This is a genomic window from Microbulbifer maximicatervae (SeqCode) (assembly GCF_052467815.1).
This window is the reverse complement of sequence record NZ_CP174326.1, coordinates 3,632,494-3,650,175: the sequence shown is the minus strand read 5'-3', so window position 1 is coordinate 3,650,175 and position 17,682 is coordinate 3,632,494. Positions and strand designations below refer to the sequence as shown.

Here is a 17,682-nt window from a genome sequence, read left to right as displayed (position 1 = left end):
TAAAGGGGACAACAAGGACTATTCGCTACTTATTCCGTGACGTACATGAAACATTCGACTACTTAAACCAACTCCGAAACCCTATATTGGATACTCGTACAAGTGCGCTAATTAAGAATTGATGAATAATTCCTCCCGGAGCTCAAAGCATTACCACTGCTTTCTCTTTTATCTTCCTTCTTCTACCACACATTTCGGCTACTTTTTCACTTCAACAATCAAGATTATCCGGGTGCTTTAGGTCGTAGAAGCGGCGATATCTTCAGGTAATCGATCTAGCTGCTCCTGAATTCGCTCAGTTAAGCCAAAGTCCTTGAGAATGCCATAAAGGGCTGGCAGGACTAACAGAATCAAAACGGTTGAACTACTTATCCCAAATACAATACTGGTTACCAGTGGAATCAGTATCTGGGCTTGAAGGCTGGTTTCGAACATCAGTGGCAACAATCCGGCCACTGTTGTCAGTGAGGTAAGGAAAATAGCCCTGAACCGGTCGCGACTGGCTTGACTCGCCGCCGTGTGAACGTCCATTCCCTTTCGGACGCGAAGCTTCACAAACTCTACTAACAGGATTGAATCATTCACCACAATTCCAGTGAGAGAGACAAATCCCATCATGCTGGGCATCGTCATATTCTGTCCCATAATAATATGTCCCCAGACTACACCTATTAACGCCAGAGGAATCGCCATCATCACAATTACAGGTTCGGTATAACTACGAAATTGAAGCGACAGTAGTAAATAAATTCCTATTGCCCCGATCAACAAGGCCTTACCCATCGATAGACCTGTAATGAGACTATTTTCGATCTCTCCCTTCATGGTTACCCTTAGGCCCGGAAATTCCTGCTCCAATGGTGCAAAAAAGTTCTGTTGGGTATCCAGCAGAATTTCACTAGCATTGGCCCTCTCTGTAAAAACATCTGCAAAGACCGTAACAACACGCTCACCATTTATTCTCTGGATACGCGCATAGTCCCGGTGCATTTCAATATCGGCAATTGCCATCAAGGGTACACGCTGCCTTGTCTCAGGGTGGATAATGACAAGCTCGTCAAATCGTGACAGAGCACTGCGAGATGGCTCATCCATTCGAACACGAATTTCGTAAGTCTCTCCCTGATACTGCACTTCATCAATCTCTGTGCCCTGATAGGCGGCTCTCAATTGAGTGGCCACAACACTGGCATCAATACCAGAAGCATAAACCCCCTCCCGCATTCGGACCGTCAGCTGTGGCTTACCAGGACGCAGGTCATCCAGTACATTCACCACGCCTTCGTAACTGCGCAGCCAGTTTTGTAGACGTATAGATATTCCTTTTAGCTGATCAATATCCAGCCCGGCCAAGCGAAGGTAAATAGCTCGTCCAGCTGGACCAGGCGATGGCTCCTTATACAAAATCGCGATCGCACCAGGTATATCGCCAGCAGCCTTACTCCAGGCCTGACGTAACTCACTGATACTTGTATGGCGAACCTCTGCAGCCAGTAGGTCGACATTTATTGTGGCTACATGAGCTCCACTCTCAAAAGCATCGCCATTCACACCGTAAGTAACACTAATGTGCTCGATAAGTGGCGCTACCTCTTTCCCTGAGAGGTTTCCAGCAGCTAAATACAGGGCCTTCTTCTGATACGCCACCAGCTTTTCCATTTCTACGAGGGAGGTTCCTTGGGGCATTAGAATTCGGGCCTGTAGTAAATCTCCCTCCAATGTAGGAAACCCTTGGAATTTAACTAACCCCGCAGGAAGTAAACTCACCGTAACAAAAAATAGTCCCACTACGCCGCCGACAAAAGCATATCTGTATTCAACCGCTTTATCAGCGACACGCCCGACATACTCTCTCCACAACTCAAATCGCTGAGCAAAAGCGACTTTCCAGGCTGATGGGTTTTCCTTGTGCGAAAGGGCATGACGCAAATGGGCGGGGAGAATAAGAAAGGCTTCAATCAGGCTAACCACTAGTACAGAGATCAAAACAACTGGCAAAACTTTGAGGACCTGCCCCATGTCCCCTTTGATAAAAGCTAATCCAGAAAAAACGATCACGGTAGTAACAAATGAGGAGATAACCCCCCTTGCAACACGCTTGGTTCCGATAACCACCGCCTGAAGAGGTGTACGGCCATCCCGGTATTCGGTGGCGATACTTTCCGAAACCACAATGGCATCATCCATCAAGATGCCAATTGCAATCAGCAGCCCCACCAAGCTGATCATATTGATGGATATACCCAAAGCAGTAATCACAGCAAAGGCGCCGAGAAATGAAACGGGCAAGCCCATCACCACCCAAAACACATATCGCCCGCTAAAAAACAAATAAAGGGTCAGCGCAACAAGAACAAGCCCTTGCCAGGCGTTGGTAATAATCATCCTTAAACGATCAGCAACAATTGAGGCGCTATCCTGAGTAAGAATCAACCGCATTTCTTCCGGCAAACGGGCATTTTCCGCTTGTACAAATTCGCGAACCGCTTCCAACACCCTCAAACTGTCATCCACGCTATTTTTCTGAACAACAAGCAATGCGGCTCGCTGCCCATCAAAAGTGATTTTGTCCTCCTCCTTTTCAAAACTGTCGTGGATTGTGGCAATATCACCCAAGCGCACCTCTGCGCCATCCATTCCTTTGACAACAATAAGCTCTTCAAGCTCAGCTGCGGTGCGCCGCTTTTCGGTAAAACGAACCTGATACTCCCGATCGGGTGCAGTTACCTTACCGGCGGGCATATCAATTGCCTGCTTATCGATAATTGCGGCAAGATCGGCAACACTCAGTCCATACTGTCGCAAATTGTAATCTGAAATTTCCACTTGCAATTGATGGTCTGAAAAACCGGAAATTTTGACAATGGACACCAGCGGATGACGAAGTAACTCTCGGCGATAGTGCTCGGCCAATTGGTTGAGCTGGATCAAAGGCAAATCTGCACTTAGGGCAACACTCACCACCGGCTGGGTACGTCCCAGCTCTTCTACTGCTGGTCTTTCGCTCTCAGCCGGAAGGGAATCTATCGCATCTATCGCAGATTCAATGTCGGCAAGAAACTGCCCCATATCACCTGCTTCCAGCATTTTCAGCTTCATCACACCAAGATTGTCTGCAGCTTCACAACGGCGCTCATCAATAAATGGGATGCCATCCGTTGCCTCTTCGAGAGGGAGGCAGATACTGTCTTCGACCTCAGCGGTAGCTGCACCAGGATAAAATACTGAGACTTGTACTTCGAACTTGTCGATTTCCGGCATAGTCTCTCGCTTCATCGTCGGCAATACGAAAAAGCCAGCCAGCATCAAACCCACCATAAGCAAATTGGCAGCAGTTGGGTGGATCGCAAAAAAGCGAATCACTCGCCAACTTCCTCTACTGCCACGGTCAAGTCTGAAACTCCCTTTTTGATATCGATGACAGATACTGCCGTCCCGCTGATTGCTGGGATAACATCAGTAGTTATCACCAGATCTCCAGGCACCAAGCCAGAGCGCACAACAGCTAGATCACCCTGGTAGTAGTCCACCGTTATGGTACGAATCTTCAATTGATTATTTTCAGCCAAGTAGACCCGCCCTTCATGCATGGCTCTGCGAGGGATAACCAAAGCTGGCGAAGGAGGTGCAATAAGCTTAATCCGGGCATACATACCACGAAATAGGGGCGGCCGACCCTCGGCTACTATATTTCGATAAGGGTTATCCACTGCAACCACTACGGAGAGAGTTCTACTTGTGGTATCCATGGTACCTCCAACTCTCACTACCCTGCCCCGCCATTCCACCGGCTTAATACCACCTACCAGTCCAACCCTGGCCTCCAATCCCAATAAGGCATCTGAGAAGTCATCAGGCGAGAGAGTTTGATCACTGGGAGATTCAATACTCCGAAAAAGAGGCACTATTTGAGCCATTGTCAGTTCGGCTGAAACCTCCACCTGATCCATGCCATAAGCGACAAAAAGCCGAGTCCCATGGGCAACAGACTGGCCAGCCTCCACATAGACATCACCGATCCGCACGTTATAGGGCAGGCTTATCCGGGTTCGCGATAACTGGTAGCGACTTTCACCAAGCAGCGCTTCAGCACGACTTATCTGGGCCTTTATCACCTGCCTACGAGTGGGAAAGAGGGAGAGATTACCATTTTGAAGTTCAACTTCTTGTCGCAACTTCAATACCCGTTGCTCCTCCGCATCAGCCGCAGAGTGAGAAACAATCCCCTTAACCGCCAACTGCTCTTTTCGCTGTAATTCCTGTTCCCCTAATTCCAGTGTCCTCTGAGCTATTTCCAACGAACGCTGGCTATTAGCCTTTTCAACCTTCAGTTCTTGCAATTTTGCGCGATAAACAGCCAGGTCACTCTCCGCTTGAGCAACGGCCAATTGATAGCTGGTTTCGTCAATATTTAGGATTGGTGCCCCGGCAGATATTATTGCGCCAGGTTCCAAATCAGCCGACACTGAAACCACTCGACCACCAACTTCAGAGTTTGCCTCAAGGATAAGGCTCGGCATCACCTCTCCAAAAGCAACAGTTTCAGCTCGAATAGGCATTCGCTTCACTTCGATGGCCTCCACCAGCAGCTCCGGAACTTGCCCTTCGTATCTTTGTGGTTTCTGTCGACTGGCCACCAGCGACATAGCCATTAAAATTCCACCAAGTATCAAAACGGGTAGCATTCGACGACGCTTTAGTAAGGCTTTGATTGCGCTACTTGTCATAGTTTTACCCATAAAGAACTGGCCGAACCAGACCTTAAAAAGCCTAGTGCCACTAAAACCCAGCAGTTGAATACTCTATTAAAGTTCGCAGAACGCACAACACCCTGTAAAGCTTAAAGTAGTTACTCAATATATTTATTTATCATGTAATCTGCGCCAACTCATATCAATCGACTATCAATATTGAATCTAATCCCACTTCGATTCGCTCCCCCCTTAAATTCACTGAACTATGCTTGGGCTACCAAATTCCGACCTAACTGACAGTGGGACAAAAATGGCGAACAATCACAAAGAGACATCAAAAGCGATACTAGAATTGTGGGGGGACAACTTCCCCGACAAAGCGACAGATTATTTATCACCGGATTATAAAAACCACCAAATGCCCTATGCTGGAGGCGACACTTCAGCACTCACAGTAAAAGGGTGGCAGCAACTTGTCGCAGATTTTCACAAGGGATTCTCCAATACAAAGTTAGAAATTCTGTTGCAAATTTCTGAGGGAGATTACGTCTGCACACGCTGGAGAATAACCGCTACCCATACCGGCAAGTTTCTTCAGTATGAAGCTACAGGAAAAACCAGTAGCTGGACTGGCGTACATACTGACAGATATAAAGATGGAAAAATGGTGGAAAGTTGGGTGGACTGGGATAAATATACCTTCCTGGAGCAATTAGGCTTAGTTGAATAGCCGACCACGAACCAGTCAAAGGTAGACTACACAGCGCTACCTTTGACAACTAACAACATATTAACCTTTCTGTATCCATTTACGATAACACCTCTATGGCAAAAGTTTTATTGACTGGCTTTGAGCCTTTCGGTAACACACCGATAAATCCAGCGGAATCAGTTATGCGTATGCTGGACGGAACACGAATAGCCAATGGTGATATTCACGGTCATTTGATACCCAATAACTTTTTTGAGAGTATTGAAGTTGTCACGGATGCTATTGAAAAAACAGAACCGCAATTAGTGGTGATGTTAGGAGAGTACAGTGGCCGTGCAATCATTACGGCTGAGAGAATTGCACAAAATTATAATGATTCCACCAGGTATAACCTAAAAGATAACCGGGGAGTTGAAATGCAGGGTGAGCCGACTGTACAAAATGGTCCTGTCGCTTACCACAGCACACTCCCTATCCGCGCAATGGTTATGGCAATGCGCGATATTGGTGTTCCTGCCGATATTTCTGATACTGCGGGTACTTTTTGTTGCAACCATATGATGTATGGCGCGCTTCACTATATTGCAACTAATCAGCTGAATATCCCTGCCGGCTGGATACATCTTCCTCAACTACCCCAGATTGCCGCACTGCCCGAAAATATCGGTAATCCCAGCATGTCAAAAGAAACTGCCGCCCTTGGAATACAGGCCGCCATTGAAGCCGCACTAGCTAACCCGCGCGACACTGACGATCCGATCCCTTCTCACTTACAAATCTAATCAAATTGAACTGTTTAGGGGTATAAAGTGAGGGGGTTCCCCTCACTGGTTCTCTAGGCCCCCCACTTTTATAAGTCCCTAGAAAGTATTGAAGTATCAATTTTGCACTGTCTCACTCGCAACGCTTCTTTGTTCTTCTAAATCCGCCTTAAAGGCCATAGAAAGCTCCCTTAGCTTTGGTATAAAACTTTGCACTATCTGCTGCGAAATAGCCATTGAGTCATTCATCACCGTAGGCATTTTAACCAGCATCGACTGGCCAGTTTCAGTCCGGAAGCCAGTATATCTTGAACTTCTTCTTCGGAGTAATGTTTCAGGCACACATCAATCATTAGCTCTTTAATTTTCTCCCAATTCATTTCTTCCTTCACAAAAGTACAAGTTTTTTCATATGCTGCTCAAAAAGCTCGCGCTCTGAAGACCCTACCGCCAATTGACTGACGAAGCTCCAAACATCTGGTCCATTTGCGCATAGATGGTATCGACCATGGCCTCAGCATTTGATACTTCCAGCAGCTCTTTAACGCTTTCACGTTTACTGTCCTTTGCTAGCCCCCGAATGACAAAACGCCTAAAATACCCCCAACAACAACTTCTTTATTGAAATCACCCCAATTTTCTTTTTTAAATAAAAACCTTACTTTCGGTGAAGAAAGTAAGGTCATATTATCCCTACTAGCAATCTTTATGTAATCAACATACAGTTCCAACAAAGAAAGAAAGGTCAACGAAATAACTCAAAGCACCGAGTAGATCACTAAATGTTCTTACCACATGAAAAACAGACCCTACCGGCACTACAAAATAAACCCTTCTAGTACTAATTTATTGCAACATCATCACTATATTTATCCCCTCCAGACAGTCCGGACATCACAGCTACTGCTCCTGTCCAAAGAGTATTTCTACAGAAAAGACAATCAATATCATTAAAATGATGCCCTTTTCTCTCCAGAGTATCCAGAACCCATTTCAGGTTTACTGCTGCCATAAACTGTCTATTTCTAATGGTTAGAATACTGGGCGGCTGAAAGGACTGGATACTATTCGCCTTGGCAACCATTCCGATGTTATTAGCATTTTGAATTCTACGTCTTCGACTATCACTATTATTGTGCGACATAATTGCATTAACCGAAGTATAAGTTTCATTATTAGTATTGTGCCTATTTGTAGCGCCACTAGTATATTTTGTAAGAATGTAGTTAAAGCAAGGATCATTAATCCCTAGATCTTCAACTGAATTGGCTCCTCGAGAATAAAACCTGGCGAGACCTGGGTCATTTACACTAAATTTATCGCGCGAGTAAAAATGTAGGTTAACGTTATACTCTATTTTGAAACTGGTGTTGGTTCTGCGAAGCCCGTGAGCGGTTATAATTAACCTGTTTGTTGCCATCCCACGAGGAGTCCATAACCAGGCGCGTCCGTCAAGGTCTACACACTGGTAATATCCAGCTGCCGCCACCTCAGAATCATCAAAAGTGTGCCAAAGTGCGATTGCCTTATTACCAAAATAATCTTTCAAAGCACCTCTTACATTACGAAAAAACTCCTTTGTCGACATAAACCCTCCCCAGCCTTTAAAGCCAAAGTTTACAAATAAAATTATATCGAGGAAAATCGTATCCCACTAAACCAGAGAAGTAAATGAATGTAAATATGCTATTTTCAAATCAAAAAAAACTTTCAATAGCCACAGGAAATATAACCTAGAATCTATCAAATAAACGGATGTTTACTCTTCAGGAATAGCAAGCAATGAATCAACAATTAATATAAGCAGTTTTACAGGATCCGTTTTAGAGGGATTAACTGTACAGTGTCCTTGCTGATCAACATCTGTTCCACTGACAAGGATATCCCCTCCAAAATGAACATCTCCTGGCATATAGGTTGCCACAACACCATCTCGAGTTGTCGTACGCCAGCGACCAGATAAAGTAATAACCCACTGAGGGTTCGGAGTAGAGTGAAAATCACTTTCCCACCCCGGAGGCAAAATTGCAAACTCACTACGACTAACTTTTGGTACATCACGGCAATGATATTCAGGTGCTGGATTGGAATATTGCATCAAATCAAAGCCTGTCAAATACTCTACCGTGGTCCTTGACCCTCCACTTCTATCACACCAAAGATGATAGAACTCCTGGAAAATCGACTCACCTTTTTCCATTATAGATCCCTTGTTTAATCATCAATGTCCAAAAGCTCTTTCATTGACCAAGTCATGATTAACTACAAATCACTCATTTCCACAGAAAACTCGCGTCACCTACTGAGAAATTGTAATATCAAAGAGTTCGTCGTCCTCAAGTATTGATCTACAGACCACTTTCTGCCCCCCGTCAGCACAAAAGAAAAGCAAATAAACGCCCAAAAAAGTGGATATTCCCAACCACCATAAACTGTTTGTATTTTGCCATTAATATCTATACCACTGACATGGCTTACCCATGAAAAACCCGCAAGGTTATGCCTCCCCTCAAATAAGGCAATTATCAAATAGAATGCTGTTCCAGCAGCGGCAAATCTTGTGAATAAACCAAAGGTAAATCCAACAAATGCGGAAAATTCAAAAATGCCAGAAATAATTACCATTGAAGGTGAGTATCCAATACCTTCAAAGTAATGCACAACATTATTGAAAGCGTCTGCGCCCAGCAGGCCAAACTTCTCTGTAAAGTGATGAACAAAAGTAAATCCGATATAAATCCGAATCAAGGCTAGCTGTAAATCAACTGCAGTCTCATAAGTTTCACAAGCATCCGGTTCCATATAAACCATCCCTAGCCCAGCCAATGCTATGCCCACCTCTTGAGAGAGATCTTATAAGATTTCAGAACTACTTATATAATAGGACAACCTTACCTTCATGCGTTATAAGAGCTACCTCACACCTCAAGCACGCTTAAAGAAATCCAGACTCCTCCAAGTGACAATAGAGGCACGTCAAAATTCACCCCGAAACCAGTTTTAGGAAAAGCCCAGAAAGTCTACCAATGCACACACTTTACAAACCAATGCCACCAACTTTTCTCTGGTAACGCACTCCTAAAAACTGCCCCAAAATATCCACCTAAAAGACCTAATGTTCAAATACACTAGATTTTATCGTAATCAGAGCCGTCCCCATAAATATCAGAGCAACACCACAGATAGCGTAGACATCAAATTTTTGCTGCCAAATAAAAACAGAGGCTGCACAAACAAGTGCAATACCCACACCAGACCAAATAGCATAAGTCATCCCAACATTCATATTTTTTAGCACAAAAGCTAGAAATAGACTCGCCAGGGAATAGAAAAATATAGACCCCATTCCCAACCACCACTTTTCCCAGCCGTTGGAAGCTTTAAGCAGCAAGGTAGCTGTAACTTCAGTGACAATCGCAAAAAATAAAAACAAGTAAGACAAAATAAACCCCAAAAAATTATTATAATTTGGCTTTTTCCAGCCTAAACAATCCAAATTAACTAATAGCAACCCAACTATCAATAACAACTAATTACAGAAGATTTAGGCTCACCACAGGCCCACACAACCTAGCCGTAAGCAGCATGGCCTGTAGAACTCAACAAAACAAATGCGATAACACAGGGTTTTTCACCCCGGTTGACCCAGTTGTGAACCGTGCCACGCTGAACAAGAGTGTCTCCAGCGCATAACTTTACCGATAGCCCCTCTTTCATTTCCATCTCAATTTCACCAGATAGTACAACTGCATAATCAATACTATCGGTCCGATGTAGCCGAGGGGTAACTCCAGGACCAAACTCTACCACCTTAAAGACAGAACCACCGGGAATCGTGGTTCCGACCACATCGCGCGCCCCTTTATCCTCACCATCGTCTATCAGCGCTACAGGTAGATCCTCTGTAGTCCACAACTGCTGTTGAGACATCTGGGGTCGCCATTGGCTTGTGTATAAACCTCGATCATCCATTAATACCACAGGCTCACCTTGTGAATTATGCCCGGTTACCACTCTGCGGATATTTAATGTCATAGCGCTGTCCCTAACTATTATGGCGGTGCCTGAGGGCAATATAGCACCAACAAAGTAGCCCCCCTTATGTACTTTTAGTCCGGTATTGCCAGACCATTGCACATGATCTTCAAGCCTGAAAAATCTATGCTCGGACCAGATATCCTTATTGAATTTGGTATCACCCGCATCGTGAAGTCACTATAATCCCGCCCATGTCAGTATTACCTATTCAAAGCACCCTTCCCGAATTGCTCCAAACCTTAGATGAGCACAGTAATGTTGTTCTTCAGGCGCCACCAGGGGCAGGCAAAACAACTGCTGTACCACTCGCTCTTTTAGACGCGCCATGGTTAAACGAAAGGAAAATTATTATGTTAGAACCGCGCCGCCTGGCAGCGCGGACAGCAGCAGCTCGTATGGCAGCTCAGCTAGGAGAAGAGGTTGGCGAGACTATTGGCTTCCAGGTTCGAGGGGAGCGCCGAGCAACCGGTAAAACCAAGATATTGGTTGTCACCGAAGGAATCCTTACTCGGCTTTTGCAAGCAGATCCGGAGCTTCAATCAACAGCCCTGGTAATTTTCGATGAATTTCACGAGCGCAGCCTGCAAGCAGATCTCTCCCTCGCCTTATGCCTACAATCCCAGGAGTATCTTCGCGAGGACCTGAAAATTCTGGTGATGTCCGCCACACTGGATACCAGCGGTGTGTCTTCGATTCTAAATAATGCGCCTATCATTTCTAGCGAAGGGCGCAGCTACCCCGTCAATATTGAGTATTTGAATCCTAATGAAGAGCTTGAAGACAAGCGTCAGATCCCCGCGCTGATGACCAGGAAAATTGTCGAGTCCTTAGATAAAGAAGAAGGCAGTATTCTCGCCTTTTTGCCTGGTGTCGCAGAAATCAAGCAAGTTGAAGTCCTGCTAAAGGAACGCCTGACGGAAATGACTCCGAAGGGACCCATCACTATCTCTCCACTCTTCGGGGACCTGAGTCGCGAGCAACAGGACCAGGCAATAGCGCCAACTGCTCCGGATACACGAAAGATTGTACTGGCCACTAACGTGGCCGAAACCAGTCTGACTATTGAAGGTATTCGAATAGTTATCGACTCGGGGCTGATGCGCGAGTCGCGCTTTAATCCTAACTGCGGTATGAACCGCCTGGTGACAAGTACGATTTCACAAGCTTCAGCCACTCAGCGTACGGGGCGAGCTGGGCGCCTCAACGCGGGATACTGCCTCCGACTTTGGAGCGAGGGTCGGCAGCGGTCACTAAGTGCCAAAAATACACCGGAGATAACTCGCAGTGATCTCGCCCCCCTAGCACTTGAATTGGCCAAGTGGGGAGTTACTGATGTCAGCGAGCTCAGCTGGCTCGACACACCGCCCCCTGGACCCATGGCTCAGGCTCAGCAGCTCTTACAGCAACTGGGTGCACTGGATGACAAACTGCGCATTACCCCACACGGTAACACCATGCTGGCCTTTGGCGCCCATCCCCGCCTCGCACATATGTTAGTTGCCAGTGTGGACTGGGGCCTACAGGAGCAAGCCTGCCTGCTGGCAGCACTGCTATCTGAGCGGGATATTTTCCGTGGCGAGGCCCGATGGGATCGGGATATCAATAAGCGAATTCAGGCTCTTCAATCCCAAGGCTCTGATTACCGGGTAGATCGCGGCACGGTGCATAGAGTACGCCAGCAATCCAAAAGCTGGGGCTCTCAATTAAAGAAGATTGTGCCAAGCGCAAACTGCGTTTCACCACCCATCGACCATTCAGATGAAATTGGCGCCTTGCTTGGACTGGCCTATCCAGACCGGATCGCAAAAACTCGCAAGGACTCTGCCCGTCGATTTCTACTCTCCAGTGGCAGAGGTGCACACTTTTCCCATGATGACGCCCTTTCCTTGAACGAATACCTGGTCATTGCTGATCTAGATGGCCAGGGCCGCGACGCACGCATCCAACTGGCAGCTGAAATCTCCTTGCCCGCTTTACGGTCGTGCTTCGCCACACAAATCAAAGAAGAGATTTCAGTTCGCTGGGACGAGACTAGCGGCCGGGCTATCGCCCTCCAGCAAACGCAATTGGGGGCACTGGTTTTACACCAACGGCCGGCTGCAGATATCCCACAGGAAACCCTCAGCCGCGCATTACTGGAAGCCATACGTAAGAAAGGCCTGTCTTCCCTCCCCTGGAATACAGAAACTAACCAATTGCGCTTTCGAATTGAATTTCTGCGCCAAAGTAAAGAGTGTGAGGATTTACTAGGCGACACTTTAGTACCAAATTGGAGTGATGACGCTCTTTTGGAGACCATGGAGAATTGGCTGCTTCCTCATTTGCAGGGGCTCAGCAGGCTTGAGCAGGTGGGGCAGCTGGACTTGCATAACATCTTGCGAGGACAGCTTGAGTGGGGACTACAACAAAAACTTGATGACTTGGTCCCCACCCACTACCTGGTCCCTAGCGGCTCCCGGATTAGTATCGACTATGGAGAAACCCCACCTATTCTGGCAGTGCGCCTGCAGGAACTGTTTGGATTGGCACAAACTCCAACAATTTTAAAGAATCGCTATCCACTGATGATTCATTTGCTCTCTCCGGCACGTCGCCCCGTTCAAATTACCCGTGACTTGGTGAATTTCTGGGCCAATACTTACCAAGAGGTAAAAAAGGAGTTGCGTATTAAATACCAGAAACATTACTGGCCCGATGATCCTCTGACGGCTAAAGCTACTACAAAGACGAAGAAGAGAATGGATATGGGGAAATAACCCTCTTCAATTTCCTGCCGCAGTGGCAGAAAAACAGTTTTTCTGAGCGGCGGTTAAGTTATCATTCAGCATTAATTAGATAGCTTACCCCGCAGCATAAGATAGGAGCTTGTGCCAGTGATTTTGGCCTACAGCAATATCTTAAGGTCAGAAAAACTATCATTTGTAGCAATGGAGATGTATTTTGCGCCGGATACTTTTGTCATTTTTTAGTCCGCTAATGATACTAAGCTGTAGTCTTGATGACCTTCCCGATGACATAAATCAAAAATCTACTGATTACGACAAGGAAATGCGTTATCTGGTAGAAGATATAAGCACCTACGCCAAGGGTATCAATCGCCACTTTCTCATTGTTCCCCAAAATGGGGTTAAGTTAATTACGACGACGACAACTACCACGGGGCCTGTGGATGAAACCTACCTGAATGCCACAGACGGCATTGCTCAGGAAGCCCTGTTTTTTGGGGCAAATGGCATTGTCGATGAACCAACCAGCACGTCTGAAACCCGGCGCTTGCAAACTTATCTTGATTTGGCAAAAGATGAAGGAGATCAAATCCTAATAACGGATTTTGCCAGCATTATCCGGAATGTTGACGATTCATATCAGGATAATGAAGATGCAGGGTATATTTCTTTTGCTGCAGACAGTGAAGCCCTGGATAATATCCCTCCATACCCCGATGAGCCATTCAATGTAAATTCACGTGACATTGATAGCCTCGGAGAAGCCAGCAACTTTATAAACATTATCAATCCACGCCTTTACTCAACACCTGAAGAGTTTGTCGACGCATTAAGTGAAACCAATTACGACATCCTGATTATCGATTTCTTCTTTAACGGCGAAACTTACACCCAGGAACAAATTGAGCAGCTCAAAGAAAAAGAAAATGGTGGACGGCGCTTGGTGCTGGCCTATATCAATATCGGCGAAGCACAAGATTATCGCTACTATTGGAAGTCCTATTGGTACAACACCCCACCCGAATGGTTACTGGGAGAAGTACCAGGTGAACCCGGTAATTACTACGTGAAGTATTGGCAACAGGGCTGGCAAAAAATTATTTTCGGCAATGATGACTCTTACATTTATATGATCGTTGATGCTGGATTCGATGGGGCCTATATGGATGGAATCGATGCATTTGAATACTTCGATTCAAGCGATTACTAACCGCCCAAAAGAGACCGGCCCCCAAAACAACCGATTAAGGCTAGCCCTATTCGTACAATGACCGTTCACCCGAACAAATAGACGAATAAGAACAACCAAACACAGGCATTACATAGTAAAGTAGCCAAATGGAACTCCTGTATTAAAATTTACCCCCCCTTATTGAAACCCCTATCGCCCTGATTTCAACAAATCACTTATATAATGCTCACTGCACCTTGCAGAATACAAAGAGAAAACAACTTATAAGTAGACGCTTACAGAGCATATTACTTACAAGCTTTTTGTTAGCAAGAAATGCGGAGACCTATGTTAACTGCAATGAAATTGTCACCAACTTTCAAGCAACCTCAGAAAGGGTTTTACAGACCACTTCCGAAGACATTGAGGGGTGATAAAGGGAAAAAGTCTGCTTTGTAGAAAGAGAAGAGATGATGTTGTTTGCAGCACGATTCCAACGAGGAAAAGCACGACAACGCCTCATATGGTTGATATTCATTAGTTCAACTGAAAATTACATGATACTTGGCTGCTAACTGAATAAGATTCTAGCCAACCCCCAAGAAAATTTATATCATCTCAACCCTGCATACAAATTGATTCAAAAAAATCCTATGTATAAAAATATTCTTAACTCGATAGTACTTACAGTTATTTTTTCATCTACCGTGTTTGCAGGAGAGATAGATGTAATACCATCAGACTGGAAGCTTGAAAATTACACCGATAACGGAGCAATTAAAGTCTTCAATGTTGCAGATGACACCAATAACATCTGTACATCCTTCCATTTGGATTCAGCTACCACTGAAAGTAAAAATCGATTCTGGTCAACAGTCTTAGCTGCTAAAGCAGCTAACTCAAAGATGTTTGTTCGCTATGTAGAGTCAGATTCTGCAAGCTGCGAAATATCAAGCTTTGGACAAAAGTCCACCAGCTGATTTTAAGCATTAATAAACTGACGAAAAACACACAATTACCCATAAATTGAGTAGTTGTGTGCTTTTCTATTGCCTGCTAGAAATCAAGCCTGCTGAGTATCCTTATACTGAGTCACATACTGGGAAAGCCGCCCGGACATTTCCTCTGCCAATTTTTGCAGGGCGTTGAGCGGGCGTATCATCACCTCAAATTCAATAATCTTGCCTTCATCATTAAAGCGGATAATATCCAACCCCTTCAAGCTCTTATCACCGATGGAGGCTGCGAATTCAAGAGCCAGATCGTGTCCCGATTCGGTAGTAAATTCACGGTCGTATTCAAAGCTCTCAAAAACCTGCATCACCGTATTGAGAATCAGGCACACAGCAGCGGAGCTGTGGTAGGGCTTAAAAAATGCCGGTGAACGGAAAACAGCATCTTCTGCAACGATCGCGGGCAAGCGACTCAGATCTCGTGCAGCGACCATCTCATGCCATAGGGCAATAGATTCCGCTATTTTTTTATTGGAATTGTTCATTGGAGACTTCCTCTTCACTCACTTGTTTTTGTAAAAATTCTCTCCCATCAGCACACCCCAACTCGTAAGTTTTTTGGGCCAGCTCTGGACTTGTGTAGTCCCAAACACTGATGAATGGCGGTTTCGAGGGCTGGACATAAGTCCAATCCTGATCGCCTTTACGCTGTGTAAATATGTCTGGGAACTGGTCGTAACGACGGGTCAACAACACCAGCACCCTTCCCTTTCCATCATCCAATCCTGCCACCGGGATATTATCTACCACCCCACCATCGAGTGCTGTTCGCCCCCGCAACTTAAGTCTTGGCGTGAATGGCGGCGTACAGGAGGAGCACAAAATCAGGTCCACCAACTCCTCAATACTGGAACAATCCCGGGCTCGATAAAATTGCTGCTTAAAACCTAAGCGCTGGGCGATCTTGGGGTGAAGGCTGCGTAAAAAATGCTTATCGGCATAGTAGGCCATGGCCCCCACTCCAAAAGCCAAACCTCCAGATAGACCTTTTGGTGGGTGAACAACCGCAATTCGCAACTCTGCGCCCTGCTGAAGGGTCTCCAGTCCATCCCGAAACAGCTCTAACATCGCATTGCGGTAGATTCCATATTGGGGGAACACAGGTTCTTTACCAAAAAGGTTTCCCCAATAAGCATTTTTTTCATTAGTCTCGAACGCGGTCCAGAAATGCTCTCGAGCCTCCTCCGTCTTACCCATCAGCACCAGGCTCGACATTAGGCCCCCTGCCGAAACAGCAGTAACCACCTTCGGAGAAAGACTAATTTCTTTGGCTATGGACTCCCAAAAGCCAATCTGCCAGGTACACCGCCCACCACCACCGGCAAAAACAACTTGGTCAAACATGATCTCGCTTCCCTGCAGCAGCCTTCCGGCTGGAACTTCCTGAGTCCATTCTGTGTTTTACATCCTCTCAAGTGCAGTTTCAGGCCGCTCTCTGCGTTACCGCCGACACTTATGACCAATTAGTTTCAGCCTTCATGATGACATATTGATGACGATAACAATATGCAACTAATTGCATAAGCTAATCGAATCACAAGTATTGTGCAACTGATCGTCTTGACCCTGAACTCACTGAATACTCAAATTTCCACCAGGCGTTCCTTACCGGACACAAGCGCATCGAGAAAGGAATAACCGTCTGCAACCCCAATTTTCAAGGTGTGCCTCATCGCACTGGGGTCAGCAAAATTCCACATCCCGATGGGCAACGGACTGGAAGGCTGCACATAAGTCCACACCTGATCCCCCCTTTGCACGCTGAAACTGTTCGGTAGGTGTGGAAAGCTCCCTGTATCCAAAATCAGAACCCGCCCTTTGCTAGCATCCAAGCCGGCGACCGGAGCATTACCTACCAGGGCTCCATCCAGTACCTCGGCACCACCAAGCGACAGCCTTGGGGATATAGGAGGGGCACAGCAGGAACTCAAAATAAGCTGCTCAAGATCTGTCCCATCTTTGCATTTACTCACGGGGTGAAACATTTGGCGAAACCCCAGATGTAACGCTGTATTTGGATGCAAGTCGTGAAAGATATGTTTGTTAGAGTAGAAAATTGCCAGCCCCAGCGTCAGTGCGAGCGGCACAGGCAACCATTCCGGGGGATAAGTCACTGCAATCCTGAGGTCGGCAGATTGACGCAGAGACTCAAGACTATCGTGAAAAAATTCATGCACTCCTTTGCGGTAGATCTCAAAGTGCGGGAAAATTGGTTCTTTGCGAAATGAATTATTCCAGTAGAAATTCCTTTCATTTTTTTTGCAAGCTGAGTGAAAGTAATTGACACCCTCACGGCAACGATCCGTAAGCATGAGTGCCGCCACCATACTGCCTCCGGATGCAGCGCAAACAACTTTCGGCCGGATCGGTAATTCACGGCTTAGCGATAGCAAAAAACCAAGCTGCCAAGTGCAACGGCTTCCGCCGCCACCAAATACCATTTGATTAAACATGACGACACCCTCTAAGTGAGGCTATCGGAATAAATACGGGAACTTTTGAATTTAACTTAGACCAGGGAACTTTGCCTCTATCGCCACTAGGCGTTAAAGCGAGATCGCAACCAA

The 17,682-nt window shown here is 45.9% G+C and carries 16 protein-coding genes; 5 read left to right on the top strand and 11 right to left on the bottom strand.

Annotated elements, in window-relative coordinates; genetic code table 11:
* Positions 1 to 237: 237 nt before the first annotated feature.
* Both ACJJIW_RS15940 and ACJJIW_RS15935 read right to left on the bottom strand, forming a co-directional pair.
* Positions 238 to 3,363: an efflux RND transporter permease subunit gene (locus ACJJIW_RS15940; protein ID WP_444935688.1), complete on the bottom strand. Its 3,126-nt coding sequence runs from the start codon at positions 3,361 to 3,363 to the stop codon at positions 238 to 240.
* Positions 3,360 to 4,727, bottom strand: coding sequence for an efflux RND transporter periplasmic adaptor subunit (locus tag ACJJIW_RS15935; protein WP_444935687.1), 1,368 nt, complete (start codon positions 4,725 to 4,727; stop codon positions 3,360 to 3,362). The genes ACJJIW_RS15940 and ACJJIW_RS15935 overlap by 4 nt, the downstream gene beginning before the upstream one ends.
* Positions 4,728 to 5,004: 277 nt before the next feature.
* On the opposite strand from ACJJIW_RS15935, the gene ACJJIW_RS15930 reads away from it, so the two are divergent.
* Both ACJJIW_RS15930 and pcp read left to right on the top strand, forming a co-directional pair.
* Positions 5,005 to 5,424, top strand: a complete 420-nt coding sequence (locus tag ACJJIW_RS15930; protein ID WP_444935686.1) for an ester cyclase — start codon at positions 5,005 to 5,007, stop codon at positions 5,422 to 5,424.
* A 95-nt stretch (positions 5,425 to 5,519) separates the two neighbouring features.
* Positions 5,520 to 6,188: a pyroglutamyl-peptidase I gene (gene pcp / locus ACJJIW_RS15925; RefSeq protein ID WP_444935685.1), complete on the top strand. Its 669-nt coding sequence runs from the start codon at positions 5,520 to 5,522 to the stop codon at positions 6,186 to 6,188.
* Between the two features lie 96 nt (positions 6,189 to 6,284).
* On the opposite strand, the gene ACJJIW_RS15920 is transcribed toward pcp, so the two are convergent.
* The 6 genes from ACJJIW_RS15920 to ACJJIW_RS15895 form a co-directional block, all read right to left on the bottom strand.
* Positions 6,285 to 6,509 (bottom strand): DUF2059 domain-containing protein, encoded by a 225-nt coding sequence (locus tag ACJJIW_RS15920; RefSeq protein WP_444935684.1) that lies wholly within the window; start codon positions 6,507 to 6,509, stop codon positions 6,285 to 6,287.
* A gap of 499 nt (positions 6,510 to 7,008) precedes the next feature.
* The gene (locus ACJJIW_RS15915; RefSeq protein WP_444935683.1) at positions 7,009 to 7,755 is read right to left on the bottom strand and encodes a putative adhesin; all 747 of its coding nucleotides are present in this window, start codon (positions 7,753 to 7,755) and stop codon (positions 7,009 to 7,011) included.
* 171 nt (positions 7,756 to 7,926) lie between these two features.
* Positions 7,927 to 8,367 (bottom strand): cupin domain-containing protein, encoded by a 441-nt coding sequence (locus ACJJIW_RS15910; RefSeq protein ID WP_444935682.1) that lies wholly within the window; start codon positions 8,365 to 8,367, stop codon positions 7,927 to 7,929.
* 95 nt (positions 8,368 to 8,462) lie between these two features.
* The gene (locus ACJJIW_RS15905; protein ID WP_444935681.1) at positions 8,463 to 8,969 is read right to left on the bottom strand and encodes a DoxX family protein; all 507 of its coding nucleotides are present in this window, start codon (positions 8,967 to 8,969) and stop codon (positions 8,463 to 8,465) included.
* A 310-nt stretch (positions 8,970 to 9,279) separates the two neighbouring features.
* Positions 9,280 to 9,609 (bottom strand): DMT family transporter, encoded by a 330-nt coding sequence (locus ACJJIW_RS15900; RefSeq protein WP_444935680.1) that lies wholly within the window; start codon positions 9,607 to 9,609, stop codon positions 9,280 to 9,282.
* 128 nt (positions 9,610 to 9,737) lie between these two features.
* Positions 9,738 to 10,202, bottom strand: coding sequence for a cupin domain-containing protein (locus ACJJIW_RS15895; protein ID WP_444935679.1), 465 nt, complete (start codon positions 10,200 to 10,202; stop codon positions 9,738 to 9,740).
* Positions 10,203 to 10,396: 194 nt separating this feature from the next.
* Here ACJJIW_RS15895 and hrpB point away from each other — a divergent pair, with 194 nt between their 5' ends.
* The 3 genes from hrpB (at position 10,397) to ACJJIW_RS15880 (ending at position 15,082) form a co-directional block, all read left to right on the top strand.
* A complete protein-coding gene (gene hrpB, locus ACJJIW_RS15890) occupies positions 10,397 to 12,961 on the top strand; it encodes an ATP-dependent helicase HrpB (RefSeq protein WP_444935678.1) in 2,565 nt (854 codons plus the stop codon).
* A gap of 184 nt (positions 12,962 to 13,145) precedes the next feature.
* A complete protein-coding gene (locus tag ACJJIW_RS15885) occupies positions 13,146 to 14,141 on the top strand; it encodes an endo alpha-1,4 polygalactosaminidase (RefSeq protein WP_444935677.1) in 996 nt (331 codons plus the stop codon).
* 614 nt (positions 14,142 to 14,755) lie between these two features.
* Positions 14,756 to 15,082 carry a hypothetical protein gene (locus ACJJIW_RS15880; protein ID WP_444935676.1) on the top strand — a complete coding sequence of 109 codons (327 nt, stop codon included), beginning with the start codon at positions 14,756 to 14,758 and terminating at the stop codon, positions 15,080 to 15,082.
* An 83-nt stretch (positions 15,083 to 15,165) separates the two neighbouring features.
* Here ACJJIW_RS15880 and ACJJIW_RS15875 read toward each other — a convergent pair whose 3' ends face one another.
* The 3 genes from ACJJIW_RS15875 to ACJJIW_RS15865 form a co-directional block, all read right to left on the bottom strand.
* Entirely contained in the window at positions 15,166 to 15,600 is a 435-nt protein-coding gene (locus tag ACJJIW_RS15875; RefSeq protein ID WP_282933139.1) for a nuclear transport factor 2 family protein, read from the bottom strand.
* Entirely contained in the window at positions 15,584 to 16,459 is an 876-nt protein-coding gene (locus tag ACJJIW_RS15870; protein ID WP_282933140.1) for a patatin-like phospholipase family protein, read from the bottom strand. The genes ACJJIW_RS15875 and ACJJIW_RS15870 overlap by 17 nt, the downstream gene beginning before the upstream one ends.
* Positions 16,460 to 16,698: 239 nt before the next feature.
* The gene (locus tag ACJJIW_RS15865; RefSeq protein ID WP_282933141.1) at positions 16,699 to 17,568 is read right to left on the bottom strand and encodes a patatin-like phospholipase family protein; all 870 of its coding nucleotides are present in this window, start codon (positions 17,566 to 17,568) and stop codon (positions 16,699 to 16,701) included.
* Positions 17,569 to 17,682 lie beyond the last annotated feature (114 nt).